The organism is Streptomyces sp. NPDC046197 (genome assembly GCF_040646295.1).
In the GTDB taxonomy this organism is placed as follows: Bacteria; Actinomycetota; Actinomycetes; order Streptomycetales; family Streptomycetaceae; genus Streptomyces.
Genome location: NZ_JBEYZY010000001.1, coordinates 70,371 through 95,347 on the forward strand (window position 1 = coordinate 70,371; position 24,977 = coordinate 95,347).

Sequence of the window (24,977 nt, forward strand, 5' to 3'; positions counted from 1 at the left end):
TGAAACACCTACGGCACTTACGCTCGGGCTCATGAGTCTGCGTCTGAGCACCGTGATCCTCCCGTACCGCCGCTGGCACGAGGGCGGCCGTTCGGCATGGACGCGTGCCGAACAGCTCGGCTTCCACACCGCCTACACCTACGACCACCTGTCCTGGCGCAGCTTCCGGGACGGCCCGTGGTTCGGCGCGGTGCCGACGCTGACCGCCGCCGCGGCCGTGACCGACCGGCTGCGCCTGGGGACGCTGGTGACCTCGCCGAACTTCCGGCACCCGGTCACCCTCGCCAAGGAGCTGATCTCTCTCGACGACATCTCCGGTGGCCGGATCAACCTCGGCATCGGCGCGGGCGGTACCGGCTTCGACGCGACCGCGCTCGGTCAGGAGCCGTGGAGTCCGCGTGAGCGGGCCGACCGCCTGGCCGAGTTTGTTCCGCTGCTCGACCGGCTGCTGACCGAGGACGCGGTGTCGTACGAGGGCACCTTCTACTCGGCGCACGAGGCGCGCAACATCCCCGGCTGTGTACAGCGTCCCCGGCTGCCGTTCGCCGTGGCCGCCACGGGCCCGCGCGGCCTGCGGATCGCCGCGCGGTACGGGCAGGCATGGGTGACGACGGGCGACCCGAAGCTGTACAAGAACGGCACCCCGCAGCAGTCGGTCCAGGCCCTGCACGGGCAGGCCGAAAAGCTGGCCCAGGCGTGTGCCGAGACCGGCCGGGACGTCTCCTCTCTCGACAAGATCCTGCTGACCGGCTTCACGCCGGACCGCGGGCGTCCGCTGGAGTCCCTCGACGCCTTCGTGGACTTCGCAGGCCGGCACCAGGAGCTGGGCTTCACCGAGATCGTGATCCACTGGCCGATCCCCGACTCGGACTTCGCCGCCGACGAGAAGGTGTTCGAGCAGATCGCCATGGAGGCCGTCGCCCAGCTGGGGTGACCTCTCACCTGTGCGGAGTCGCGCACGGCCGTGCAGGCGCATACGTGACAATGGCCGGGTGACCTCAGCGACTCGACAGCCCGAGACCCCGCCCGCCGCTCTTCCGCCGCGGCTGATCGCCACTGATCTCGACGGAACTCTGCTGCGGGACGACAAGTCGGTGTCCCCCCGCACGATCGCCGCCCTGGCCGCCGCCGAGGAGGCGGGCATCGAGGTCTTCTTCGTCACCGGTCGCCCGGCCCGCTGGATGGACGTGGTCAGCGACCATGTGCACGGCCACGGCCTGGCGATCTGCGGCAATGGCGCCGCCGTGGTCGACCTGCACGGCGGCCCCAGCGCCCACCGCTTCGTGAAGGTGCGGGACCTGGCACGGGAGAACGCCCTGGACGCCGTGCGGCTGGTCCGCGAGGCGGCGCCGGGCACGGTGTACGCGGTCGAGCAGACTTACGGCTTCTACCAGGAGCCGGAGTATCCGAAGCTGCACATGGAGATACCGGACAGCCTCGCTCCGGCCGAGGAACTGCTGGCGCCGGGCGGGGCCGGTGCCGGTCAGCCGATCCTGAAGATCCTCGCCTACCACCCCACGCTCGACCCCGACGCCTTCCTCACCCTCGCGCGCCTCGCCGTCGGGGACCGGGCCACGATCACCCGGTCCAGCCCCAGCGCCCTGCTGGAGATCAGCGGCCCCGGAGTCTCCAAGGCCAGCACACTCGCCCTGTGCTGTGCCGAGCGGGGCATCTCACACGAGGAGGTCGTCGCTTTCGGAGACATGCCGAACGACGTCGAGATGCTCACCTGGGCAGGCCGGTCCTACGCCATGGGCAACGCACATCCGGACGTCATCGCCGCAGCGTCCGGCCGTACCGTCGCCAACAACGACGACGGGGTCGCCGTCGTGATCGAACGAATGCTGGCCGATCGGCTCTGACCCAGGGACGCTCGGCTCCGCTCCAGGCCGTCGGCGTGGCGCAGCAGCCGGGTCGCCCGGAGTCAGCGCGTCCCCGCGAGCAGCTCGGTCTCCCTCTCACGCTCGATCATCCCCAGGAGCGGTCCCGGCACGGTGGCCAGCTCCGCGTACGGGCCCCGCTGCACCACGCGCCCCTCGTCCAGCACGATCACCTCGTGGACGGCCTCCAGCCCCGCCAGCCGGTGCGTGATGAAGAGCGTCGTACGGCCCTCGGTGGCGGCCAGCAGATCGGCGGTGAGCGCATCGGCCGTCGGCAGGTCGAGATGCTCGGCGGGCTCGTCGAGCACCAGGACCGGGAAGTCGGCGAGCAGCGCACGGGCGAGCGCCAGCCGCTGCCGTTGTCCGCCGGACAGCCGCGCGCCGTGTTCCCCGACGAGTGTGTCGAGTCCGTCGGGCAGAGTGTCGGCCCAGTCGAGCAGCCGGGCCCGCGCGAGGGCGTCCCGCAGCTCGGCCTCGGACGCGTCCCGCTTCGCCAGGAGCAGGTTCTCCCGCACCGAGCTGTCGAAGAGGTGCGCGTCCTGAGCGCACAGTCCTACGAGCCGTCGTACGTCGTCGCCGTCCACGGCGTACGCGTCGACCCCGCCCAGTGTGTAGGCGCCCGCCTCCGCGTCGAGGAAGCGCAGCAGCACCTGGGCGAGCGTCGTCTTGCCCGACCCGGACGGCCCGACCACGGCGATCCGGCGGCCCTGCCGAAGCGTCAGGTCCACCCCGGCGAGCGCGTCCCGTTCCTGTCCGAGATGCCGGGCGGTCAGGCCCTTGACGGTGAGCGGAAACGGCGAGACGGGTGCCTGCCGGGGCCGCTCCGGCTCGCGGACGGGCTCGGGGGCGTCCAGGACCTCCTGCACGCGCTCCGCGCTCCTGCGCACCCGCTGCCGGTACTGCACGGCGAGCGGCATGCCGAGAACTGCCTCGAAAGCGGCCAGGGGGGTGAGTACCACGACGGCCATGGCCACGCCGCCCAGCCGCCCGTCGGCGACCGCCCGGGCGCCCACCAGAGCCGCCGCCGCGACGGTCAGCCCGGAGACCAGCGCGGTGAGCCCGTCGCCGAGGGCGGTGGCGGCAGCGGCCCGGGCGGCAATCCGGGTGAGCACCGTGTCGGCCTGCCGCGCCTCGCCGGTACGGGCGGGCAGCGCGCCGGCGACGGTCAGTTCGGCGGTCCCCGTGAGCAGGTCGGTCACCCGGGTCGCCAGCGCCCCGCGTGCGGGGGCCAGTCGGCGCTCGGCACGCCGGGCAACGGCACCCGTGACCAGCGGGACACCGGCCCCGGCCGCAAGCAGTCCGGCGGCGAGCACCGCCCCGGCCTCGGGCAGCAGCCAGGCGGTGAAGGCGACGGAGGACGCCGACACGGTCACCGCGGCGCCTGCGGGCAGCAGCCAGCGCAGCCAGTAGTCCTGCAGCGCGTCCACGTCGGCGACCAGCCGGGTCAGCAGATCACCCCGTCGGGTCCCGCGCAGCCCGGCGGGCGCCAGCCGCTCCAGCCGCCGGTAGACGGCCACCCGGGTGTCGGCCAGCATCCGCAGCACCGCGTCGTGGGACACCAGCCGCTCGGCGTACCGGAAGACGGCCCGGCCGATGCCGAAGGCCCGGGTCGCGGTGACGGCCACCATGAGATAGAGCACGGGCGGCTGCTGCGAGGCCCGTGAGATCAGCCAGCCGGAGGTGGCCATCAGGCCGACGGCGCAGCCCAGTGCCAGGCTGCCGAGCAGCAGCGCGAGGGCGAGACGCCCCCTCCGTGGGCCGGACATCGCGCGAACCCGGGCGAGCACGCCACGGGCGGCCGTCGTGACCTCGTTCCCGGGTTCGGACGACGTGGCGACCCCGGGTTCGGACGACGTGGCGACGCCACCGGGCTCCACCTCGACCGAGCGCGCCTGGGAGCCCCTGGTCGCCGTCCGCAGGGGAGCGTGGGACTCGACGTCCTCGATCCGTACCACCCGGTCCGCCACACCCAGCAGCGCCGGCCGGTGCACCACGAGCAGCACCGTGCGCCCGGCCGCCAGCCGCCGCACCGCTTCCACGATCTGGGCCTCGGTCGCCCCGTCCAGTGCCGCCGTCGGTTCGTCGAGCAGCAGGACGGGCCGGTCCGCGAGGAAGGCCCGGGCGAGCGCGAGCCGTTGCCGCTGTCCGGCGGACAGCCCTGCCCCGTCCTCGCCGAGCACGGTGTCCATGCCCAAGGGCAGGGCGTCGACGAACTCCAGCGCCCCGGCATCGTCGAGCGCCCGCCGTACGGCGGCATCGTCCGCGTCGGGCTTTGCGAGCCGTACGTTCCCGGCGATCGTCCCGGCGTACAGGTGCGGCCGCTGCGGCACCCAGGCGACGCGGGACCGCCACTGTTCCAGGTCGGCCTCGGCGAGATCGGCTCCGCCGACCCGGACGAGCCCCTCGGTGGGCCGGACGAAGCCGAGGAGCACGTTCAGCAGCGTTGACTTGCCCGCGCCGCTCGGCCCGACGAGCGCGACCGCCTCGCCGGACTCTACGGTGAAGGACACGTCCGTCACGGCGGCCGCGGACCGCCCGGGGTACCGGACGGTCACGCCCTCGAAGGCCACGGCTCCCGGGACAACGGGCTTGGTGCCCGACTGCGGCACCGGAGTCTCCAGTACGGCGAAGATCTCCTCGGCCGCGGCCAGCCCCTCCGCCGCCGCGTGGTACTGCGCGCCCACCTGCCGCAGCGGCAGATACGCCTCGGGCGCGAGCACGAGAATCACCAGGCCGACATACAGGTCCATGTCGCCGTCGACGAGCCTCATGCCGATCGTCACGGCGACCAGGGCCACGGACAGCGTGGCGAGCAGTTCCAGCGCGAACGAGGAGAGGAAGGCGATCCGCAGGGTCCGCATGGTCGCCCGCCGGTACTCGCCGGTGATGCGCCGGATCGACTCCGCCTGGGCCTTGGCCCGGCCGAACACCTTGAGGGTGGGCAGTCCCGCGACCACGTCCAGGAAGTGGCCCGACAGCCGAGACAGCAACCGCCACTGCCGGTCCATCCGGGACTGGGTGGCCCAGCCGATCAGCACCATGAAGAGCGGAATGAGCGGCAGGGTGCCGACGATGATGGCCGCCGAGACCCAGTCCTCGGTGACGATCCGGGCCAGCACCGCCACCGGGACGACCACGGCGAGGCCCAACTGCGGCAGGTAGCGCGAGAAGTAGTCGTCCAGGGCGTCGATGCCCCGCGTGGCCAGGGCGACCAGCGAGCCGGTCCGCTGCCCGCCCAGCCATCCTGGACCGAGCGCCGCGGCACGCTCCAGCAGCCGTCCCCGCAGTTCGGACTTCACGGCCGCGCTCGCCCGGTGCGCGGCGAGCTCGGTCAGCCAGGCGACCAGCGCACGGCCGCAGGCGACGGCCGCCAACAGCAGTAGGGGAGTGCGCAGTTCGGCAACCGGCATCCGGTGCTGGAAGGCACCGACCACCACCTCGGCGATGAGCATGGCCTGCGCGATGACCAGTCCCGCGCCGAGGGCACCCAGGCCGACGACCGCCGTCAGGAAGAACCGGGTGGCACGGGCGTACCGGAGGAGACGCGGATCGATCGGTTTCACGTGAAACATGCCCTTCGGTCCAAGGGGTGCGTTTCACGTGAAACGCACCCCGGTCGGACTCAGTGCGCGGCTTCGGCGATGTGCTGTGTGCCGATCCGCTTGCGGAAGACCCAGTAGGTCCAGCCCTGGTAGAGCAGGACGATCGGCGTGGCGATCGCCGCGCACCAGGTCATGATCTTCAGGGTGTACGGGCTCGACGACGCGTTGGTGACGGTCAGGCTCCACTGCTCGTTCAGCGAGGACGGCATGACGTCCGGGAAGAGCGACAGGAAGAGCATGGCCACGGCGGCCACGATGGTGAGGCCGGACAGGGCGAACGACCACCCTTCCCGTCCTGCCTGGTTCGCCACGAGCGCGGCCACCAGGGAGACCACGGCCACGATCAGCGCCACCAGACTCCTGCCGTTACCCGTGTCGGCCTGTGTCCACAGCAGGAAGGCCAGCGCGACGACGGCCGTCAGCAGCCCCACACGCAACGCCAGTGCCCGCGCCCGCTCCCGGATGTCCCCGACGGTCTTGAGAGCCGTGAACACGGCACCGTGGAAGGTGAACAGGGTCAGGGTCACCAGTCCGCCGAGGAGCGCGTACGGGTTGAACAGGTCCCCCACGTTCCCGACGTACTCGAAGTGCTGATCGATCTTCACGCCCCGCACGATGTTGCCGAAGGCCACGCCCCACAGGAACGCCGGCACGAGCGAGCACCAGAAGATCGCGGTCTCCCAGTTGCGCTGCCACTTCTCCTCGGGCCGCTTGGCCCGGTACTCGAAGGCGACGCCCCGCACGATCAGGCAGACCAGGATGGTCAGCAGCGGCAGGTAGAAGCTGGAGAAGAGCGTGGCGTACCACTCGGGGAAGGCGGCGAAGGTCGCGCCGCCCGCGGTCAGCAGCCAGACTTCGTTGCCGTCCCAGACGGGGCCGATGGTGTTGATCAGCACGCGCTTCTCGGGCCGGTTCCGGGCCAGCAGCTTGGTGAGGATGCCGATGCCGAAGTCGAAACCCTCCAGGAAGAAGTAGCCGGTCCACAGGACGGCGATGAGGACGAACCAGACGTCGTGCAGTTCCATGACTGTGCAGCTCCCTCGGCCTAGTACGAGAAGGCCATCGGCTTGTCGGCGTCACGGGAGTCGCCGCCGATCTTCGTGGGCGGGTTCAGATCGGCCTCCGTCAGCTCGGGCGGACCGGCCTTGACGTACTTCGCGAGCAGCTTGACCTCGACCACGGCCAGGGCGGCGTAGAGCAGCGTGAAGACGGTCATCGAGGTGAGGACCTCGGCCTGGGAGACACCGGGGGAGACCGCCTGCCGGGTCTGCAGTACGCCGTAGACGACCCACGGCTGGCGACCCATCTCGGTGAAGATCCAGCCCCAGGAGTTGGCGATCAGCGGGAAGGCCAGGGTCCAGACCGCGATCCGCCAGTACCAGGTGGTGAGCTGGGGGCCCAGTGCCTTGTTCGGGAGCAGGACCAGGTGCGGCACCTCGTCCTCGCCCACCCGCAGATGCCGCGGCAGCATGAACTTCTTGCGGGTCAGCCAGAGGCCGGCCAGGCCGATGCCGAAGGACGCCATGCCGAAGCCGATCATCCAGCGGAAGCCCCAGAAGGCGACGGGGATGTTGGGCCGGTAGTCGCCCGGCCCGAACTTCTGCTGCTCGGCCTTGTTCACGTCGTTGATGCCGGGGACATAGGAGCTGAAGTCGTCGTTGGCCAGGAAGGACAGCAGGCCCGGTATCTCGACGGCAACGGTGTTGTGCCCCTTCTGCACGTCCCCGTACGCGAAGATCGAGAAGGGTGCCGGCTTCTGGCCGTCCCACAGCGCCTCGGCGGCCGCCATCTTCATCGGCTGCTGCCTGAACATGACCTTGCCGAGGACGTCGCCACTGACCGCGGTGAGCAGTCCGGCGATGACGACGGTGACCAGGCCGAGCCGCAGTGACGTCTTCATCTCGCGTACGTGCTTCTTGCGCGCGAGGTGATAGGCGGCGATTCCGACCATGAAGGCGCCACCGGTGAGGAAGGCCGCGGAGAGGGTGTGGAAGGCCTGGCTGAGAGCGGTGTTCTGGGTCAGCACGGCCCCGAAGTCGGTGAGTTCGGCGCGCCCCCTGGCCTTGTTGATGCGGTAGCCGACGGGGTGCTGCATCCACGAGTTGGCCGCGAGGATGAAATACGCCGACAGGATCGTGCCGATCGAGACCAACCAGATGCACGCGAGGTGGATCCTCTTCGGCAGCCTGTCCCAGCCGAAGATCCACAGGCCGATGAAGGTGGACTCGAAGAAGAACGCGATCAGGGCCTCGAAGGCGAGCGGGGCACCGAAGACGTCCCCGACGAAGCGGGAGTAGTCCGACCAGTTCATGCCGAACTGGAATTCCTGGACGATGCCGGTGACCACACCCATGGCGATGTTGATCAGGAAGAGCTTGCCCCAGAACTTGGTCGCTCTGAGGTACTTCTCCTTCTCCGTACGCACCCAGGCGGTCTGCAGCCCGGCCGTCAGCGCCGCCAGCGAGATCGTCAGGGGAACGAACAGGAAGTGGTAGACGGTCGTGATGCCGAACTGCCAGCGCGCCAGTGTCTCCGGCGCCAAAGCCAGGTTCACGTCGTCACTCTCCTTACGTCGCCGCGGTCACGGTGACGGTCTGCACCGGACGTAACGCGCATCACGGGAGCAATTAATTCCCGAGCTTGTGAACGCGTTCACATTCACAAGCAATTATGACGCATGGCCGTTCGAGGTCCGAGGGGTGGGGGGTCCCAAGCGGGCACAGAGGTCGCGAGGCGAGAAGTGCCGCCTTGCGAGACCCTGAGCCCGCCCCAGCCGTCGCAGGAACCGCGGGCGGCGCTCAGGCCTCCTTGCGGAACCCTTCCGCCACCTTCAGGAAGATGTCGTTCGCCTCGGCCTCCCCGATCGTCACCCGCACGCCCTCGCCCGGGAACGGCCGGATCACCACGCCCGCCTGCTCGCACGCCTCGGCAAAGGCGACAGTGCGCTCCCCCAGCCGCAGCCACACGAAGTTGGCCTGGGTCTCGGGCACCGTCCAGCCCTGCGCGTGCAGCCCCTCGACCACGCGATTGCGCTCGCACACCAGAGATCCGACCCGGCCGAGCAGTTCGTCCTCGGCCCGCAGCGAGGCGATCGCCGCCTGCTGCGCGATCGCGCTCACACCGAACGGCACCGCTGTCTTGCGCAGCGCCGCCGCCACCGGCTCGTGCGCGATCGCGAAGCCGACCCGCAGCCCGGCGAGACCGTACGCCTTCGAGAACGTGCGCAGCACGCAGACGTTGGGTCGCTCCCGGTACAGCATCACGCCGTCCGGCACCTCGGGGTCGCGGATGAACTCGCGGTAGGCCTCGTCCAGCACCACCAGCACATCGCCGGGCACCCGGTCCAGGAAGCGTTCCAGCTCGGCCCGCCGCACCACCGTGCCGGTCGGGTTGTTCGGGTTGCAGACGAAGATCAGGCGGGTGCGGTCGGTGATCGCGTCCGCCATCGCGTCCAGATCGTGCACATCACCCGGCGTCAACGGCACCTGGACCGAGCTCGCGCCGCTGATCCGGGTGATGATCGGGTACGCCTCGAAGGACCGCCAGGCGTAGATCACCTCGTCGCCGGGGCCGCTGGTGGACTGGATCAGCTGCTGGGCGACCCCGACCGAACCGGTGCCCGTCGCCACATGGGAGGCCGGCACCCCGAAGCGCTCGGCCAGCTCGTTCGTCAGGGCCGTGCACGCCATGTCCGGGTAGCGGTTGAAGGAGCAGGCGGCCTCGGTCACCGACTCCATCACTCCGGGCAGCGGGGGGTACGGGTTCTCGTTGGAGGACAGCTTGTACGCCACCGCACCCCCCGCCGCGGCGGGCTTGCCCGGCTTGTAGGTGGGGATACCCTCCAGCTCGGCGCGCAGCTTCGGGCTCGTCTCGCTCACCGCAGTCCTCCTCGTGACCACCACCGGCTTTCGAATACTGCTCACCTTATGAGGATTCGGCGCCGCTGCGTATGGGTCGGGCCGCATCGCTCTCGTGAGACCCGCAACCCCACCGGTCCCACTGGCATCAGGGGCATCACTGTACGAAGGCGTACGAATGAGGGGGCGCACTGCACATATATCTACGCGCCGGTAGCTCACGCCCTGGCGCGCATCCCTCGTGAAGGTGAGTTGAGACCTCTTCGAAACATCGCGGGGTCGGCAGGCCCATGCGCGCCACCACGCCACGTCCTGCCATCGGATCGCTTAACTTGCTTGGTTTCTAAGGCAGTTGCCAGCGATGACCATGCAGAAACGTGCCTGTCAACGCGTGCATATGCGTCCGCCCTACCCCACCTCATGAGCCCTACTATCGGCTCGCCATGACAGCAGCAGGGAAGCACCAGGTGAGCCGCGCGGAAACCTCACGGCGAGGCAGCCGGCCGGGCCGGGCGGGCATCAGAGACGTGGCCGCCGCCGCCGGAGTCTCCATCACGACCGTCTCCGACGCCCTCAACGGCAAGGGCAGGCTCCCGGACGCCACCCGACGCCACGTCCGCGAGGTCGCCGACCGGCTCGGGTACCGGCCCTCGGCCGCGGCCCGTACCCTCCGTACGGGCAAGTCGGGCCTCATCGGCCTGACCGTGACGACGTACGGGGATGAACCTTTCACCTTCACCGAGTTCGCGTACTTCGCCGAGATGGCCCGCGCCGCCACCTCGGCCGCGCTCGCCCGCGGCTACGCGCTCGTCATCCTGCCCGCGACCTCCCGCCACGACGTGTGGTCGAACGTCGCCCTGGACGGAACCGTCGTCATCGACCCCTCCGACCAGGACCCGGTCGTCAGCGAACTGGTCCGCCAGGGCTTACCGGTCGTCAGCGACGGCCGCCCGGCGGGCTCGCTCCCGGTCACCGCCTGGGTGGACAACGATCACGAGGCCGCCGTACTCGGCATCCTCGACCACCTCGCGGAGGCCGGCGCCCGGCGCATCGGTCTGCTCACCGGCACCACCACGGACACCTACACCCACCTGTCGACGACCGCCTACCTGCGCTGGTGCGAGCGCGTCGGCCAGGACCCGGTCTACGAGGCCTACCCGGCCCACGACCCGTGCGCGGGCGCCGTCGCCGCCGACCGGCTGCTCGCCCGGCCCGACCGGCCCGACGCCGTCTACGGACTGTTCGACCCCAACGGCACCGACCTGCTCGCCGCCGCCCGCCGCTACGGCCTGCGCGTCCCGGACGACCTGCTGCTCGTGTGCTGCAGCGAATCGACGGTCTACGCCAGCACCGAGCCGGCCATCACGACGCTCTCCCTCAAGCCGCGCCGCATCGGCACGGCGGTGGTCCAGCTGCTGATCGACGCCATCGAAGGGCTCGAGTCGGAACAACCGGTCGAGCAGGTCATACCGACGGAGCTGATCGTGCGCACCTCGTCCCAGCGGCGCCCGCCGCGTACGACGATCAGCCCGCCACGGACACCGGAGGGGCGGTAGGGAAGGGTCCGTGCGGCTTTCGAAGACCCGCCCAATCGGGGCGAAAGCCGCAGTGAAACGGAGTCTTGCTCCGATTCACCACCCCTGGGTCATCACATGGCGCGATCCGCATTCCTATGATGGGCCCACGACACCGCGGGCCGCTGCGACCAGGCAGTCCGAAGCGGTGCAGATGCGGCGCGATGGTGGAGGGGTCGATGACTCAGGGGGCCGGTCAGGGACCCGAGGTGGAGCGGACGGCAACGCTGCGCGACTTCCGGGTGCCCGCGTACGTGAACGAGACCGGTCCGTACGCCCATGGTGCGCACCCCGCCGAGACCGTCCGGCCGGCCGAGGAGGCCTACCCGGACGCGTACACGCCCACCGAGCGCGACCTGCCCGTCATCAACCGGGGTGACACGGTTCAGGTGACCGTCGACCCGGCCTCCGTACCGGCTCCGCAGCCGGCCAACGGCCCCGGTCCGCTGTACGTCGTCGGGGACGTGCACGGCTATCTCGACCAGCTGGTCCAGGCGCTGCAGGAGAAGGGGCTGATCGACTCCGCCGGCCGCTGGTGTGCCGGGACCGCGCGGCTGTGGTTCCTCGGCGACTTCACCGACCGCGGTCCCGACGGCATCGGCGTCATCGACCTGGTGATGCGGCTGTCCGCCGAGGCCGCCGCGGCCGGTGGCTACTGCAAGGCGCTCATGGGCAACCACGAGCTCCTGCTGCTCGGCGCCAAGCGGTTCGGCGACACGCCCGTCAACTCGGGTGCGGGCACCGCCACCTTCCAGGCGGCGTGGTTGCTCAACGGCGGCCAGAAGAGCGACATGGACCGCCTCGAGGACCACCACCTGCAGTGGATGGCCCGCCTCGACGCCGTCGAGGAGGTGGACGGCTTCCTCCTCGTGCACTCCGACACGACCGCCTACCTCGACTACGGCGACTCGATCGAGGCGGTGAACGACACCATCCGCGAGACCCTCACGCGCAACGACGCGGACGAGGTGTGGGATCTGTTCCGCAAGTTCACCAAGCGGTTCTCCTTCCGCGACGAGGGCGGCGCCGACGCCGTGCGCTCCCTGCTCGATACGTACGGCGGCACCCGCATCGTTCACGGCCACAGCCCCATTCCCTACCTGCTGGGGGAGGTCGGCTCCGAGGACGGCGAGGAAGCCGCGGGCCCCGTGGTGGAAGGACCGCATGTCTACGCCGACGGGCTCGCCATCGCCATGGACGGCGGAGTGACCATGGCCGGAAAGCTGCTGGTCCAGCGACTGCCCCTGGACGCCTGACCGTTCGACCATCGCGCCTCCCCCCGGCGGGGCCGGCGCAGGCGGGCAGGCAATTTGTGGAAACCCCCTGTCACCGCACGCCGTCACGGCTCTACCATCGGCTTATCCGTAGCAGGCTCCCCTCCGTTTCTGCCCGACGGCTCGCCGGCGTGCGAGCCCCAAGCCCTACGGAGCATCGGGGGATGCACATGAACAGCGTTCCGCAGCACCTGCTGAGCGAGGACCGCCAGGATTACGAGCGGATCCTCGATGAGGCGCTGCGCTCCGCACCACACCGCCCGGAACTGGCCGCTGTGGGACAGCGGCTCAACCCTGAACAACTGCGCACCATGGCGCTCAACGCCACCGCGTTCATCACGGCGGCCGCGGCGGCCGAGTACCAGCACTACGTGAAGGTTCGCGAGGAACTGCGCCGACCGGCGCCGTCCACCCCATCGTCCGTCCACGAGGCCGGTTCCGCCGAGCCGGGCACGGCCGCGGCGGGGCTCGCCACCACCATGGAAGAGGTCGCCGAGACCACCGGCGCAGGCGCTGTTGCCATCGTGGCCGTCCTGGCCCCGGTCCTCGCCGGCACCGCCGCGGCCATCTTCCTGCTCGTCGGCTACATCCTGAAGATGCTCGACCCGGCACCGGCGTTCGCCCAGACCATGCTCACGGCCGGCTGGGTGTTCGGCGCCGTGACCGCGGCCGCGATCCTCGTCGCCGCCGTAGGGCTGCTGCTCACCGCCCTGCGCAACCGTCCCTCGCTGGAAGGCGGACCGTCCGGCGAACTCGGCGAAGAGGTCGCGCGGGCCAGGGAGTCCTGGCACGAGGCCCTGCTGGAGCGGGGCATCCTGCCGTTTCTGCGCGATGCGCTCGCCGACCCCGGCTCCGCCGTACTGCACCGTACGGACCCGTCGACGCCGACCGGCCGTATCCCACAACTCGGCTACGACCGCCCCGGCTTCAGCAGCCCCGACGACGGAGCCCCGAGTACCCGTCCGAGCTTCTCCAGCCCCGACTTCACCAGCCCGGACTTCGGAGGACCGGAACACCAGCCGGAGTGACCGTCCTCACCGGGGCGCCCATCCCCGGTACCCGGCCCCGCCCCGAGGTGGCCGACGCCACCGGGCAGCGGCCTCCGCCCACCCGGCCCGACCGACATCCATCGGGGACAGGTCCCTTCATGGTGAGTGGATGTCGACGAGGGTGAGGGGGCAGGCCGGATGATCTGCCCCCTCGTCGGTGTCAGTCCGCAATCGGCAGATACACCCGGTTGCCGCCGGCCGCGAACTCCTTCGACTTCTGCAGCATCCCCTCGGCGATCTCCTCGGCCGTGGCGTCCTCGGCCACCGCACCACCGAACCGCTCAGTGATCGTTTGGCTGATCTTCATCGAGCAGAACTTCGGCCCGCACATGGAGCAGAAGTGGGCGGTCTTGGCCGGCTCGGCCGGAAGGGTCTCGTCGTGGAACTCCCGTGCCGTGTCCGGGTCGAGGGCCAGGTTGAACTGGTCCTCCCACCGGAACTCGAAGCGGGCGTCGGACAGCGCGTCGTCCCACTCCTGCGCCCCTGGGTGTCCCTTGGCGAGGTCGGCCGCGTGGGCGGCGATCTTGTAGGTGATGACGCCGGTCTTGACGTCGTCACGGTTGGGCAGGCCCAAGTGCTCCTTCGGCGTGACGTAGCAGAGCATGGCCGTGCCCCACCAGGCGATCATCGCGGCACCGATGCCGGAGGTGATGTGGTCGTACGCCGGCGCGACGTCCGTCGTCAGCGGGCCGAGCGTATAGAACGGAGCTTCATCGCAGATCTCCTGCTGAAGGTCGATGTTCTCCTTGATCTTGTGCATCGGGACGTGGCCCGGGCCCTCGATCATGGTCTGTACGTTGAAACGCTTGGCGATCCCGTTGAGTTCCCCGAGCGTGCGCAGCTCCGCGAACTGCGCGTCGTCGTTGGCGTCGGCGATCGAGCCCGGCCGGAGGCCGTCACCCAGCGAGTAGGTGACGTCGTAGGCCGCGAGGATCTCGCAGAGCTCCTCGAAGTTCTCGTACAGGAACGACTCCTTGTGGTGCGCCAGGCACCAGGCCGCCATGATCGAGCCGCCGCGCGAGACGATGCCGGTCTTGCGGTTCGCGGTCAGCGGCACGTAGGCGAGGCGTACGCCGGCGTGGACCGTCATGTAGTCCACGCCCTGCTCGGCCTGCTCGATGACAGTGTCCTTGTAGATCTCCCAAGTCAGTTCCTCGGCCTTGCCGTCCACCTTCTCCAGGGCCTGGTAGAGCGGCACCGTACCGATCGGAACAGGGGAGTTGCGCAGCACCCACTCACGGGTGGTGTGGATGTTGCGACCGGTCGACAGATCCATGACCGTGTCGGCGCCCCAGCGGGTCGCCCAGGTCATCTTCTCGACCTCCTCCTCGATGGAGGACGTCACCGCGGAGTTGCCGATGTTGGCGTTGACCTTCACCAAGAACCGCTTGCCGATGATCATCGGCTCGATCTCCGGGTGATTGACGTTGGCCGGAAGGACCGCGCGACCGGCCGCGATCTCCTCGCGGACGACCTCGGGCGAGACGTTCTCCCGGATCGCCACGAACTCCATCTCGGGCGTGATCTCGCCCCGGCGCGCGTACGCCAGCTGCGTCACCGCAGTGCCCTCGCGGCCGCGGCGCGGCTGGCGCGGCCGCCCCGGGAACACCGCGTCGAGGTTGCGCAGTCCGCCACGCGGCGACGTGTGCTTGATCCCGTCGTCCTCCGGCTGGACGGGACGGCCCGCGTACTCCTCTGTGTCGCCGCGGGCGATGATCCAGTTCTCGCGTAGCGGTGGCAGCCCCCTGCGGACGTCGGTGTCCAGAAGTGGATCGGTGTACGGGCCCGATGTGTCGTACAGCGTGACCGACTGCCCGTTGGTGAGGTGCACCTGACGGACCGGCACCCGCAGGTCGGGCCGTGAGCCCTCGACGTACCCCTTGTGCCAGCCGATGGACTTCCCGGCCTCCCCGCCGCTGGAGATCTCCGTGGAGGCAGGCGTGCGTGTGTCCTTGTTGGTCATGAGACCTACTCCCTACGCCGGCATTACCCGGTAACAGGTTCGGCGGTCGACGCAGCGGATCCCGTCTGCAGACGTTCCTGTGAAACATCGCTCGTTCCACGTGAAACATCGCGAAGACGGAGGTCAGCGCCCTCTCAGCCCGGTGCTCCGAGCTCCCGCGTGTGCAAAGGTGTCTCCACGCTAGCGTGATATGTGTCGCGATGAACAGTGGGCCTGTGCTGTTCTTGCGATGATCGGGCGGTGACCACGACACAGCAGTCCCCCTATCCGCCGCCCGAACCACGGCGCGGACGCGGCCCCGGGGCTGAAGCCGGGCGCGGCCCAGGTACCGGGCACGGTTCGGCCGACGGGCCCGGCGCAGGACCCGGGAACGAGCATCGTCATGGACCCGGAGCATGGGAGACACCCGCCCCACGCACCGCGGACGCGCACGACCACGGCCCCGAATCCGGTGAACTCCACGGGCACGACCCCGAGATCGGCGGTCGGCACGGGCACGGGCACGGGCACGGGCACGGTCCGGGAGCCGGCGGCGGCCACGGCCAGTCGCACAGCCACAGCCACGGGCCCGCGACTCCCGTCTCCAAGCACCTGCGCAAGGTCATCGCGGCGGTCCTGATCCCGTTCGCCGGCGCCGTGGTCGTCGGCCTCGCGGTGCTCTGGCCCGGCGGCGCCCCCGCACACGAGCGCACCGGTGTCGGCTTCGACCGGCAGACCCAGCAGGCCACGGTCACCGCGGTGATCGAGGTGAGCTGCAAGTCGGTGAACGCCTCGGGCGAGACCCCGACGGGAGACACCTCCACCGCCGAGGGCTCCTCCGCGCAGGCGCAGGCGTCCGGTACCTGCAAGAAGGCCACGGTCCGGGTCGACACCGGCAACAACAAGGGCCGTACGTTCACCGAGATCGTGCAGCCGGACCAGCCACGGCAGTTGCACCAGGGTGAAAAGGTCGTGGTCGCCTACGAGCCCTCCGCGCCGAAGGACCTGCAGTACTCGGTCGCCGACGTCAACCGCCGCTTCCCCATGGCGTTGCTGGCCGGCATCTTCGCACTCGCCGTCGTGGTCGTCGGGCGGCTGCGCGGCGTGATGGCGCTGGTCGCGCTGGCCATCAGCTTCCTGGTGCTGAACCTGTTCATCCTGCCGGCGGTCCTACAGGGCTCGAACCCACTGCTCGTGGCGGTGGTCGGATCGAGCGCCATCATGCTGATCGCCCTGTACATGTGCCACGGCCTGTCGGCCCGTACCTCGGTGGCGGTACTCGGCACGCTGATCTCGCTCTCGCTGATCGGCATCCTCGGTTCGCAGTTCATCGGCTGGGCCGCCCTCACCGGCAACACGGACGACAGCACCGGCCTGATCCACGGCCTGTATCCGAAGATCGACATGAGCGGTCTGCTGCTGGCCGGCGTCATCATCGGCTCCCTCGGCGTCCTCGACGACGTCACGGTCACCCAGACATCGGCCGTCTGGGAGCTGCATGACGCCAACCCGACGATGGGCTGGCGCGGGCTGTACCGGGCAGGCATCCGCATCGGCCGCGACCACATCGCCTCCGTCGTCAACACCCTCGTCCTCGCCTACGCCGGAGCCGCACTGCCGCTGCTTCTGCTCTTCTCCATCGCGCAGAGCGGTGTGGGCACGGTCGCCAACAGCGAGCTGGTCGCCGAGGAGATCGTGCGCACGCTGGTCGGCTCGATCGGCCTGGTCGCCTCCGTCCCGGTCACCACGCTGCTGGCGGCCCTTGTGGTCTCGGCCGACCGCCCGGGCCGGGAGGCGACGGCCACGGCAGCCGCCCAGGCGCCTGCGGTGCGCGGCGGGAGGGGCCGACGCCGTAAGCGGTAGCACGGTCCCGGTCCCATACCGCTGCCCTGCGTGCGGCGAGGAGGGCGGTGAAGCGTTCCTGCATATGCCTGGCGCCGACCGTCGCCTTACCGTGCACTCCGTCCCGGCGCGAGGAAGCGTTACGCCACCACACGCACCCGGCCGTTGCCGCAGCGGTTCAGCCCGCGCTCTGCTCCTCGGCCAGGATGCGGTCCAGTGCCTCGTCGAGATGGGCGTCGAAGTCGGCCAGCGCGCCCTCCTGCCCCAGGGGCACCAGCTTGTCCGTACGGTCGAGGAACGCCACGAGCGGCGCGGTCGAGGAGCGGAACAGCGCCTGGTCGCAGCCGACCTGAAGCCGGATCAGAACCTCGCTCAGCGAGTCGGTCTCGGTGGGTGAGATCCGCACATCTCCGTCCCCGCACGGCGTGCCCACGCCGTCGATGAGCAGCTCCCGCCCGAAGGCCCAGGTCACCGGTGCGTCTCCGGGCAAATGGAAGGTCAGCCGCACGGCATAGGGATCACAGGTCTCGTACCGCAGCTCCACCGGGATGCGGAAGGAGAGCTCCTCGGACACGAGAAAGCTCATCATGACCTCTGCCTGTACGGACTCGCGCATCGCTACCCCGTCATCTGCCGTCGACTGGCCGGGAATCATCCTCATGACAATGGTGGCATCTTGCTGAACGTGCACGACAGATCACAAGGAGTGAGTTTTCACATACTGATAGAGAGCGCGAGGGACCCCAGACGCCGTCCCACCTCGCTCTGCAGCTGCCGTGCGGCGGGAAGCAGCCGGTCCGCCTGGTGCGCGGGAAGCGACAGGGCCATCGTCGCGGCCGTGGCGCCCACCGTGATGGGAATCGCCGCGCACACCGTGCCGAGGGCGTATTCCTGACGCTCGGTAACGGGCTCCATCCGCCGCAGCCGCTCCAGGCGCCTGAGCAGGGCGTGATCATCACGCACGGTGTTGGGGGTGAGGGACTGCACCGGGTAGCGGTCGAGGTGGTCGCGCCGGGCGTCCTGGTCCAGCTGGGACAGCAGACACTGGCCGATCGCGTGCGCGTGTCCGGTCTCACGGAAGTCGGCCCACTCCTCGACCGCCGGATTGGCCGGAGCGTCGGAGACGCACATGACCTCGATCTCCCCGTCGCGGTACATCGCGTAGTACACCGGGGCACCGATCGAATCCCGCCACTGGGCGAGCGCGTCGACGATCGTGCTGCGACGTTTCTGCTGTGCCGCGCTACTACTCAGTCGCTCGGCCGCCTCGCCGAGGAAGAACAGGCCCTTGTCGCGGTACAGATAGCCCTCGTGCACGAGGGTGCGCAGCAGGTGGTAGGCGGTGGGCAGCGCGAGCCCGGTCTCGCGGGCCAGTTGCTTGGCGGGCGCTCCGTGCTCGTGCCGGGCGACCGTTTCCAGCAGGCGCATCGCCCGCTGCACCGATCCGATGAGGGTCTGGGATTGCTGTTGCTCGGGAACGGCGGGGTGCGGTTGCTCCACACGGGCCGCGGAGCGCGGCTGGGCGGGAAGCCCGGCGGAGGGTGCCCGGGGGGCGGGCGCCTGCCGTTGGGCGGGTGCGGTGTCAACCGTGGCCAAGGGTTACTCCCGAAGCGCGAGGGGCAGCCCGTGCGAAAGAACACGGGTGGGGGTGTACGCCGCCCGCGGGGGCCGGCCCCCGCGTCGATTCCCGGACCTTATCCGCCTGCCACCGCTCGCAGGCGGCCGGTTGGGCAAACTTCCCTCCCGCGAGGGAACCGGTGATTCCTGTTACCGAGTCACCGGCGTCCCTGGCTGCTCACCAGTCGCTGCGCGACGACGAGCTCGACATGAACTTCCGCACGACGTAGATCAGTCCGCCGACCAGGGCCACGAAGACCAGCACCTTGAACAGCAGACCGATCACGAAGCCGACCACGGTCGCTATCACGCCACCGAAGACGACCAGGGCGATGACCGGTACGGCGATCCACTTCACCCACCACGGCAGACCCGCGAAGATCTCTCCCATTGCTCTCGTCCTTACCTCTCCGCCCGTTGCCGGTGCCGGGTCCTGTCGGCGTCCCGCACTCCCAAGAGCCGGGTCCCTTTCGATGTCCTGCACTCGATGCTAGGGCCGGGAAGGGCTCGGCGGGGCTCTCGCATCCCTTGTCCTCCCCTGACCGTTCCCCTAGGGAACCCCGAGACGGCGCCTCAGGCTTCCGGTGGAGAGAACACCACCAGGACCCGCAGATCCTCGCTGATGTGATGGAACTTGTGGGCGACCCCGGCCGGCACGTACACCACACTGCCGCGTGCGACCTCGGTGGTCTCCATGCCGACCGTGATCGATGCGCGCCCGCTGACGACGACGTACACCTCGTCCTGGCGGTGGGGCTTCTGCGGATCGTGCTCGCCCGCGTTGAGCGCGTACAGACCGACCGACATGTTCCGCTCCCGCAGGAACTGAAGGTAGGCGCCCTCGTTGGCGGCTCGCTCCGCCTCCAGTTCGTCCAGCCGGAATGCTTTCATCGTCCTCGCCCACGCTCGTCACCGATCTCGTCTGCCACGATCAGACACATGAAGAATTTCGTAGTCAAGACGATCGCCAACGCAGGCGCCCTGGCGGTCGCCGTGTGGCTGCTCGACAAGATCACCCTGACCGGGGACAACACCGCCAAGAAGGCCGGCACGCTGATCGCCGTGGCCCTGGTCTTCGGCCTGGTGAACTTCCTGGTCAAGCCGATCGTGAAGGTGCTGACCCTCCCGCTGTTCATCCTGACGCTCGGCCTGATCACCCTGGTGGTCAACGCCCTGATGCTGCTGCTGACCTCGTGGGTGTGCGGAAAGCTCCACCTCAGTTTCCATGTCGAGGGCTTCTGGACCGCGGTCGTCGGCGGCCTGATCATCTCGGTCGTCTCCTGGGCGCTGCACCTCGTGCTGCCGGACGAGGACTGAGGCCCCGATGACCTACCGCGTCTGCTTCGTCTGCACCGGCAACATCTGCCGATCCCCGATGGCCGAGTCCGTCTTCCGCACGCGTGCGAAGGAGGCCGGGCTCGACGGCCTGATCGAGATCGACAGCGCCGGAACGGACGGCTGGCACGAGGGCGAGGGCGCCGATCCGCGCACCGTCGCCGTCCTCGAGGAGAACGGCTACGCCGGCGACCACACGGCCCGGCAGTTCCAGCAGTCCTGGTTCGCCCGCCTGGACCTGGTGATCGCGCTGGACTCCGGCCACCTCAAGGCGCTGCGCCGCCTCGCGGCCAACGAGAAGGACGCGGCCAAGGTGCGGCTGCTGCGCTCCTACGACCCGGCCGCGGACGATCTCGACGTACCTGACCCCTACTACGGGGGCATGGACGGCTTCGAGGAGTGCCTTGAGATGGTGGAGGCGGCGAGCTCCGGCCTGCTCGCCGCGGTACGAGAGCACGTGGAGGGACAAGCGGCATGAACGATTCCGCTGGGCACCGCGATGGCGGTGTGAGGAAGGAGACCGGTCTTCCCGCCGGCCCCGTCGGTCCCGTCGATCCCGTTGCTCCGCGTGACGGCGACGGCGACGGAACGCGCGCGGTGCGCGCGGGACTGCCCGAGCCGGTCAAGCACGAACCGACCCTGCCGGGACCGGTGTTCGCCGCCCACTTCCATCTGCCGGGCGACCCGACGGGTCCGTACACCTACGGCCGTGACGAGAATCCGACCTGGACGCTGCTGGAGCGTGCGATCGGCGAGCTGGAGGCGCCCGGGCGGGACGGCATCGAGACCTTGGTGTTCGCCTCGGGGATGGCCGCCATCTCATCGGTGCTCTTCTCACAGCTACGCGCCGGGGACGCGGTGGTGCTGCCCAGCGACGGCTACCAGGCGCTGCCCCTGCTCCGCACCCAGCTGGAGGCGTACGGCATCGAGGTGCGCACCGCGCCGACCGGAGGTGACGCCCAGCTCGACGTGCTGGACGATGCACGGCTGCTGTGGATCGAGTCCCCGTCGAACCCCGGGCTCGACGTCTGCGACATCCGGCGGCTGGCCGAGGCGGCACACGCGCGTGGCGCCCTGGTCGCCGTCGACAACACGCTCGCGACGCCACTCGGGCAGCGTCCGCTGGAGCTCGGTGCCGACTTCTCGGTGGCCAGCGGCACCAAGCAGCTCACCGGGCACGGCGACATCCTGCTGGGGTACGTCACCGGCCGCGACGCCGAGTCCATGACTGCCGTCCGCCGCTGGCGCAAGATCGTCGGCGCGATCCCCGGGCCGATGGAGGCCTGGCTCGCGCATCGTTCGATCGCCACCCTGCAACTGCGCGTCGACCGGCAGAACACCTCCGCTCTCGCGCTCGCCGAGGCGCTGCGCGGGCGCCCCGAGGTGACCGGGCTGCGATATCCCGGACTGCCCGACGACCCCTCGCACAAGATCGCCGCCCAGCAGATGCGGCGCTACGGGTGCGTGGTGTCCTTCACGCTGCCCACGCGCACCCGCGCCGAACGTTTCCTCGACGCGCTGCGGCTCGTGGACGACGCGACCAGCTTCGGCGGGGTGCGCTCCACGGCCGAGCGGCGCGGGCGCTGGGGCGGGGACGCGGTTCAGGAGGGGTTCATCCGGCTGTCCGTCGGCGCCGAGGAAACCGAGGACCTGGTGGCGGACGTGCTGCGGGCGCTGGAGGAGTCGGCCGGCTGACCGATCTCCCGGTCCTCGCTCGGTGCCCGGCTACGCACAACGGACGGTCCGAGCCTCCCCCCTCGTGGCTCGGACCGCCCTCGGTTCCGCGCGCGAAGAACCGCGCGACCAAGGCTAGTTGACTCTGTGTCAGTGTCCAATCACAGTAGCGACAGAGACCTATCGACATATTTATAGTTGAGCGCGGTCGGGGGGCCGGGAAAGAGGGCGGCAAGAGGGGAGGGCGCGCCTTGGATCTGGCGTTGCTGCGTACGTTCGTGACCGTGCACCGAGCGGGCTCCTTCACCCGGGCCGCTGCCTTGCTCGGACTCTCCCAGCCGGCCGTCACCTCGCAGATCCGCACACTGGAGCGGCAGCTGGGCCGCCCGCTCTTCCTGCGGCAGGCCCGCGGGGTGACCCCGACGACGATCGGCGACGAACTCGCCCACAAAGCGGCACCGCATCTGGACGCCCTGGTGGAGATCACCGAGTCGGGCCTGGACGACGAGTCCTCCTTACGCACCCTGCACCTGGCCGGACCACCGGAGTTCACCGCCGAGCGGGCGCTGCCCGCGCTGACCGAGCCGGCCGGCGACCACGGACAGGGCTTTGCGTTACGCGCCTCCTTCGGGACCGCCGAGGAGACCCTGGAGGGGCTGTCCGCCGGACACCACGACCTTGCCATCAGCACCGCACGGCCACGCGGCGCACTGCTCACGGCGACTGCGCTGTGCGACGAGGAGCACGTCCTTGTCGCCGCCCCGCACTGGGCCGAGGAAATCGGTTCGGTGAAGCTGAACCGCGAGAACGCACACGTCCTGGACCGCGTTCCCGTGGTCGAGGTCCACGAGTCGCTGCCCCTCGTCTCCCGCTACTGGGCCTCGGTCTTCGACTCCCGGCCGACCGCCTCGGGCACCGTGATCGTTCCCGACCTGCGTGCGGTCCTCGCCTGTGCGGCCGCGGGCGCCGGGCTCGCGGTGTTGCCCCGCTATCTGTGCGCCGCCGCTCTGAAGCGCCATGACGTCGTGGCGCTGCACGAACCGGCGGTACCGCCGTTGCGGACGTACTTCCTGGTGACCCGCACGGGCACCTTGGCGATGCCGCACATCGCCCGGGCCCACGAGTGGCTGTTGCGGGCGGCCGCGGACTGGTGCTGAGCCCGGCCGGAAAGGCTGTCACCCGGTGAGCTCACCCGGTGACATTTCGCGATGTTTCACGTGGAACCTGCCGGGCCACATTCTTCCCATGACCGTCCGACCCGTGGTCAAGCGCACCGCCCGTGCCGTTCTCCTCGATGGTGACGACCTGATACTGATCAAGCGCACCAAGCCCGGTGTCGATCCCTACTGGGTCACTCCCGGTGGTGGGGTCGAGCCGGAGGACACGACCGTCGTCGACGCCCTGCACCGCGAGGTGTACGAGGAGCTCGGCGCCAAGATCACTGACGTGGTGCCCTGCTTCGTGGACACCGTGGAACACATCGCCGAGGACGGCGGCGCGACCGGCGTCAAGGTGCAGCACTTCTTCGTCTGCCATCTGGAGTCCATGGACACCTCGCTCCGGCATGGTCCCGAGGTGGACGCCCCCGCCGGTGAGTACGAGATCGTCCGGGTGCCGTTCACCCGGGTCGGCATCGCCTCCGTCCACCTCGTCCCCTTGTCGCTGCGGCACTATCTGGACGGAAACATCGAGGGCGTGCGGGCCATGCACGCTCCTGACCTGGGCTGACGCCGGAGGGCACCGGGCAGGGCCCGCCCGGAATGTTTCACGTGAAACGGCGCCACCTGCCCAGGCACTGTGGCGAAGGCCACGGCATGGCCAAAACCACGTACGTCTCCTCCGAAAGAGGTGGACGCCGGGGGCACCCGTCGGACAGCCTGACCTGCGTGTCGACTCCTTCGCCCGCCGCTCTGCCCATCCGCCGTCTGACGCTTCGCGATCTCACCGCCTGCGCCGACTTGTCCGAGAACCGGGGGTGGCCGCGCGAGGAGCACAAATGGGGCTTCCTCCTCACGGCCGGGACGGGATACGGAATCGACGATCCGGACGGCGGTCTCGTCGCCGCATGCGTCGTCACCGAGTACGGACCGCACGGCCGTCCGGACCTGGGCGCCATCGGTATGGTCCTCGTCGCCGAGCGGCACGCCCGTCGAGGCGTCGGACGCCGGTTGATGCACCACATCGTCTCGATGATGGGCACTACACCACTGACGCTGCACGCGACGCCCTACGGCCGCCCGCTCTACGAGGAAATCGGCTTCAAGGTCACCGGCCGGGCGCAGATGGTGCGCGGCCGCTTCACGCCTGCTGGTCCGCAGCCACATGTTCACACGCGTGCGGCCACCGCCGACGACCTCGGCGGAATCATCCGCCTCGACGAGGAGGTGTTCGGCACCGACCGCACCCCTCTCATCACCCGGCTGCCCGCGTTCGCCGAACAACTGCGCGTCGCCGAGGACGGCGGCCGGATCACCGGCTATGCGGCGGCCTGGCCCAACATGGACACCCATGTCGTGGGCCCGCTGATCGCCCGGGACACCGAGACGGCGAAGGCCCTCGTTGCCTCGCTCGCCGTCCACACCGGCCGTCCGCTGCGCACGGACATCGACGTACGCCACGAGGAGCTGCTGGCCTGGGTGAAGGAGCACGGGCTTGAGTCCGTCGCCTTCAACGACGTGATGACGTACGGGATCGGCGAGCTGCCCGGCGACTGGACCCGCCGGTTCGCTCCGCTGACCGTAGCGGCGGGCTGAGCCGGCCCCGGCCGTTGCTGTCGCTGAGGGTCGTGCCACGAGCACCGTGTCAGGCAAGTGCTGCCACAGCGGCGGCCGCGAAGGCGTGGTCCTGCTCCGGCGCGCCCCCGCCCACGCCGATCGCGCCGATGAGTCGACCGCCACGGTGCACGGGCACACCACCCGCGATGAACAGCAGCGGCCGGTCGAGCGCGGTGGGCAGCGTGTGGAACGGGCCGCCCGGCTGTACGGCGTCGACGAGGTCGGCCGTGGGCGTGTCCAGCTGAAGGGCCGTGTAGGCCTTGCGGGTGCTGGTCTCCCCGGAGATCAGGACGGCTCGGTCGTCGCGCCGGAAGGCGAGCAGGTGGCCGCCGGCGTCCAGCACGGTGACGCTGACCGTGACTCCGGAGGCCTCGGCGGCGCGACGAGCGGCGGTGATGAGGAGCTCGGCGTCCTGGGTGGTCAGCGGGGTGACTGCGGTGGTCGTGCTCATGGGGTTTCTCCTTGTGGTGTCGCCATGACGGGGTGGCGGGGTGGTATTGCCATGAGGAAGCGGCGAGCCGACGGGCGCGGGGATGGCCTCGGCCCCGCGCCCGGTC

22 protein-coding genes and 1 riboswitch are annotated in these 24,977 nt (G+C 69.9%); of the genes, 12 read left to right on the plus strand and 10 right to left on the minus strand.

What is annotated here, in order from left to right:
• The first annotated feature begins 31 nt into the window (after nucleotides 1-31).
• Together AB0A61_RS00325 and AB0A61_RS00330 are read left to right on the plus strand one after the other, a co-directional pair.
• Entirely contained in the window at nucleotides 32-934 is a 903-nt protein-coding gene (locus tag AB0A61_RS00325; protein ID WP_361283690.1) for an LLM class flavin-dependent oxidoreductase, read from the plus strand.
• A 58-nt stretch (nucleotides 935-992) separates the two neighbouring features.
• On the plus strand, nucleotides 993-1,862 hold the full coding sequence (locus tag AB0A61_RS00330; RefSeq protein WP_361283693.1) for an HAD-IIB family hydrolase: 870 nt from the start codon (nucleotides 993-995) through the stop codon (nucleotides 1,860-1,862).
• A 62-nt stretch (nucleotides 1,863-1,924) separates the two neighbouring features.
• On the opposite strand, the gene cydD is transcribed toward AB0A61_RS00330, so the two are convergent.
• The 4 genes from cydD to hisC all read right to left on the minus strand — a co-directional run bounded on the left by cydD (nucleotide 1,925) and on the right by hisC (nucleotide 9,360).
• Nucleotides 1,925-5,452 (minus strand): thiol reductant ABC exporter subunit CydD, encoded by a 3,528-nt coding sequence (gene cydD, locus AB0A61_RS00335; RefSeq protein ID WP_361283696.1) that lies wholly within the window; start codon nucleotides 5,450-5,452, stop codon nucleotides 1,925-1,927.
• A gap of 50 nt (nucleotides 5,453-5,502) precedes the next feature.
• Nucleotides 5,503-6,507: a cytochrome d ubiquinol oxidase subunit II gene (gene cydB, locus AB0A61_RS00340; RefSeq protein ID WP_361283699.1), complete on the minus strand. Its 1,005-nt coding sequence runs from the start codon at nucleotides 6,505-6,507 to the stop codon at nucleotides 5,503-5,505.
• Nucleotides 6,508-6,527: 20 nt separating this feature from the next.
• Nucleotides 6,528-8,036: a cytochrome ubiquinol oxidase subunit I gene (locus AB0A61_RS00345; protein WP_361283701.1), complete on the minus strand. Its 1,509-nt coding sequence runs from the start codon at nucleotides 8,034-8,036 to the stop codon at nucleotides 6,528-6,530.
• A gap of 244 nt (nucleotides 8,037-8,280) precedes the next feature.
• On the minus strand, nucleotides 8,281-9,360 hold the full coding sequence (hisC, locus tag AB0A61_RS00350) for a histidinol-phosphate transaminase (RefSeq protein WP_361283703.1): 1,080 nt from the start codon (nucleotides 9,358-9,360) through the stop codon (nucleotides 8,281-8,283).
• A 422-nt stretch (nucleotides 9,361-9,782) separates the two neighbouring features.
• Between hisC and AB0A61_RS00355 the strand changes: the two genes are divergently transcribed.
• The 3 genes from AB0A61_RS00355 to AB0A61_RS00365 all read left to right on the plus strand — a co-directional run bounded on the left by AB0A61_RS00355 (nucleotide 9,783) and on the right by AB0A61_RS00365 (nucleotide 13,215).
• A complete protein-coding gene (locus AB0A61_RS00355; protein ID WP_361283706.1) occupies nucleotides 9,783-10,895 on the plus strand; it encodes a LacI family DNA-binding transcriptional regulator in 1,113 nt (370 codons plus the stop codon).
• A gap of 182 nt (nucleotides 10,896-11,077) precedes the next feature.
• Nucleotides 11,078-12,169 (plus strand): metallophosphoesterase, encoded by a 1,092-nt coding sequence (locus AB0A61_RS00360; RefSeq protein ID WP_361283709.1) that lies wholly within the window; start codon nucleotides 11,078-11,080, stop codon nucleotides 12,167-12,169.
• A gap of 182 nt (nucleotides 12,170-12,351) precedes the next feature.
• Complete coding sequence (locus AB0A61_RS00365) at nucleotides 12,352-13,215, plus strand: hypothetical protein (RefSeq protein WP_361283712.1); 864 nt, start codon at nucleotides 12,352-12,354, stop codon at nucleotides 13,213-13,215.
• A 181-nt stretch (nucleotides 13,216-13,396) separates the two neighbouring features.
• Here AB0A61_RS00365 and thiC read toward each other — a convergent pair whose 3' ends face one another.
• Nucleotides 13,397-15,199 carry a phosphomethylpyrimidine synthase ThiC gene (gene thiC, locus AB0A61_RS00370; RefSeq protein WP_361283715.1) on the minus strand — a complete coding sequence of 601 codons (1,803 nt, stop codon included), beginning with the start codon at nucleotides 15,197-15,199 and terminating at the stop codon, nucleotides 13,397-13,399.
• Nucleotides 15,192-15,368, minus strand: a riboswitch (TPP riboswitch). It overlaps the preceding gene by 8 nt.
• A 71-nt stretch (nucleotides 15,369-15,439) precedes the next feature.
• Between thiC and AB0A61_RS00375 the strand changes: the two genes are divergently transcribed.
• Nucleotides 15,440-17,041, plus strand: coding sequence for a YibE/F family protein (locus tag AB0A61_RS00375; RefSeq protein ID WP_361283718.1), 1,602 nt, complete (start codon nucleotides 15,440-15,442; stop codon nucleotides 17,039-17,041).
• Between the two features lie 157 nt (nucleotides 17,042-17,198).
• Here AB0A61_RS00375 and AB0A61_RS00380 read toward each other — a convergent pair whose 3' ends face one another.
• The 4 genes from AB0A61_RS00380 to AB0A61_RS00395 all read right to left on the minus strand — a co-directional run bounded on the left by AB0A61_RS00380 (nucleotide 17,199) and on the right by AB0A61_RS00395 (nucleotide 19,528).
• On the minus strand, nucleotides 17,199-17,636 hold the full coding sequence (locus AB0A61_RS00380) for an SsgA family sporulation/cell division regulator (RefSeq protein WP_361284946.1): 438 nt from the start codon (nucleotides 17,634-17,636) through the stop codon (nucleotides 17,199-17,201).
• A 98-nt stretch (nucleotides 17,637-17,734) separates the two neighbouring features.
• Complete coding sequence (locus AB0A61_RS00385; RefSeq protein WP_361284949.1) at nucleotides 17,735-18,520, minus strand: helix-turn-helix domain-containing protein; 786 nt, start codon at nucleotides 18,518-18,520, stop codon at nucleotides 17,735-17,737.
• A 295-nt stretch (nucleotides 18,521-18,815) separates the two neighbouring features.
• Nucleotides 18,816-19,028 (minus strand): DUF5326 family protein, encoded by a 213-nt coding sequence (locus AB0A61_RS00390; RefSeq protein WP_361283721.1) that lies wholly within the window; start codon nucleotides 19,026-19,028, stop codon nucleotides 18,816-18,818.
• Nucleotides 19,029-19,210: 182 nt separating this feature from the next.
• Nucleotides 19,211-19,528 (minus strand): cupin domain-containing protein, encoded by a 318-nt coding sequence (locus tag AB0A61_RS00395; RefSeq protein ID WP_361283724.1) that lies wholly within the window; start codon nucleotides 19,526-19,528, stop codon nucleotides 19,211-19,213.
• A gap of 48 nt (nucleotides 19,529-19,576) precedes the next feature.
• Between AB0A61_RS00395 and AB0A61_RS00400 the strand changes: the two genes are divergently transcribed.
• The 6 genes from AB0A61_RS00400 (at nucleotide 19,577) to AB0A61_RS00425 (ending at nucleotide 24,399) form a co-directional block, all read left to right on the plus strand.
• Nucleotides 19,577-19,954 carry a phage holin family protein gene (locus tag AB0A61_RS00400; RefSeq protein WP_361283726.1) on the plus strand — a complete coding sequence of 126 codons (378 nt, stop codon included), beginning with the start codon at nucleotides 19,577-19,579 and terminating at the stop codon, nucleotides 19,952-19,954.
• A 7-nt stretch (nucleotides 19,955-19,961) separates the two neighbouring features.
• Nucleotides 19,962-20,450, plus strand: coding sequence for a low molecular weight protein-tyrosine-phosphatase (locus AB0A61_RS00405; RefSeq protein ID WP_361283729.1), 489 nt, complete (start codon nucleotides 19,962-19,964; stop codon nucleotides 20,448-20,450).
• Nucleotides 20,447-21,667: a cystathionine gamma-lyase gene (locus AB0A61_RS00410; RefSeq protein ID WP_361283732.1), complete on the plus strand. Its 1,221-nt coding sequence runs from the start codon at nucleotides 20,447-20,449 to the stop codon at nucleotides 21,665-21,667. Before AB0A61_RS00405 ends, AB0A61_RS00410 begins: the two co-directional genes overlap by 4 nt.
• Nucleotides 21,668-21,897: 230 nt before the next feature.
• Nucleotides 21,898-22,803, plus strand: a complete 906-nt coding sequence (locus tag AB0A61_RS00415) for a LysR family transcriptional regulator (RefSeq protein WP_361283735.1) — start codon at nucleotides 21,898-21,900, stop codon at nucleotides 22,801-22,803.
• Between the two features lie 88 nt (nucleotides 22,804-22,891).
• A complete protein-coding gene (locus AB0A61_RS00420) occupies nucleotides 22,892-23,374 on the plus strand; it encodes an NUDIX hydrolase (protein ID WP_361283738.1) in 483 nt (160 codons plus the stop codon).
• Nucleotides 23,375-23,532: 158 nt separating this feature from the next.
• Entirely contained in the window at nucleotides 23,533-24,399 is an 867-nt protein-coding gene (locus tag AB0A61_RS00425; RefSeq protein ID WP_361283741.1) for a GNAT family N-acetyltransferase, read from the plus strand.
• A 49-nt stretch (nucleotides 24,400-24,448) separates the two neighbouring features.
• Here the strand turns inward: AB0A61_RS00425 and AB0A61_RS00430 are convergent, their stop codons facing one another.
• Nucleotides 24,449-24,871, minus strand: a complete 423-nt coding sequence (locus tag AB0A61_RS00430) for a heme-binding protein (protein ID WP_361283744.1) — start codon at nucleotides 24,869-24,871, stop codon at nucleotides 24,449-24,451.
• Between the last annotated feature and the right edge of the window lie 106 nt (nucleotides 24,872-24,977).